At 69.1% G+C, this 1,176-nt stretch carries 1 protein-coding gene; it reads right to left on the bottom strand.

Annotated elements, in window-relative coordinates:
- Positions 1–16: 16 nt before the first annotated feature.
- Positions 17–1,098, bottom strand: a protein-coding gene (locus ACZ52R_RS43540) for an IS630 family transposase (protein WP_465755587.1) whose coding sequence is annotated in 2 segments (ribosomal slippage) — positions 17–610 and positions 613–1,098 — 1,080 coding nt in all. Because the reading frame shifts where the segments join, the coding sequence is not laid out codon by codon here.
- Positions 1,099–1,176: the final 78 nt, after the last annotated feature.

The following is a 1,176-nucleotide window of genomic DNA, read 5'->3' on the forward strand; positions in this document are numbered from 1 at the left end:
TACTGAAATTGGCGCTTCAGGGTGATGGCGGCGGGAGGTCGAGGGAGAGGCCGGTCCCGGCGAGGAATCCGTCGAGGATGTCGGGGCGGTACTGGAGTCGTTTGAGCCGGTTGCGGACGAGGGCTTCGAGGCGGTCGACGGCGACCGAGGACAGGTTGGCCAGGCTGCGCTTGACGTGCGCCCAGAGCCACTCCACGGGGTTCAGGTCCGGCGCGTAAGCGGGCAGGATGAACACCGTCAGCCAGTCCCGCGCGCCGATCAAGTCCCGCATGGCGTAGGAGACATGAGTGTTCAGGCGGTCCCAGACCAGCACGATCGGCGCCTTCACCAGGTGGTGGATACCGTCGATCAGGCCGATGTAGTCGCGCTCGGACAGGCTCCGTCGCTCACCCTTGCGACCGGTGTGCCGCCGGATGCGATGGGACAGTCTGGTCCGGGAGCCGGGCCGCACGGCGATCAGCCCCGCGACCGAGACCCGACCGGAGCGGCTGCCGGAGACCTTCACGACCGGGGTGACGCCCCGCCGCCCCCAGGTGCGTCCACGGGGCGGCCTGCGCGTGAAGCCGGCCTCGTCCTCGAAGCAGACCCATCCGCCGCAGGCCGCCCTGGTGCTTTTACCTCCGCCCAAGTCGCCTCCTTCCACGCTGTAACGGCCTGCTCGTCACGCTCCGCGGACCGCCTCGCGGGTATCTGCGGCGTGAAACCGAGCCGGCGCATCAGCCGGGTGGCGCCCGAGACGCTGTAGGAGACGTGGAACTTCCGGCCGATCAGTGTGGCCACCCGCGCACCCGTCCACACCTGGTCCTCGTCCCAGCCGTGGGCGGCCGGTCCCTGGTCGAGGTAGGCGGCCAGTTTCTCCTGGCACCGCACGGACAGCTTGCACCGCTGCCCGTGCGGCCCGCGCGAGCCCAGCGCCGCCGCACCACCCTGCTTCCAGGCCTGGTGCCACTGGTAGACCGACTTGCAGCTCACCCGCAACTGCCGGGCGACCTCCGGAGGCTTGACTCCTTCGCCGAACAGCGCGGCAGCCTCCAAGCGCACGGCCTCACGGCGCTGTCGTGCCTTCGCCGTCAGCCCGCCCCCATCCGCATATCGCATGCGAGACGGTCTACAGCGGCAGGTGACCATCCGTCAGTAAAACGGCAGATCCATCACCCCAAAGAGCAGATGTCAGTA

The organism is Kitasatospora sp. NPDC034023, assembly GCF_055575795.1.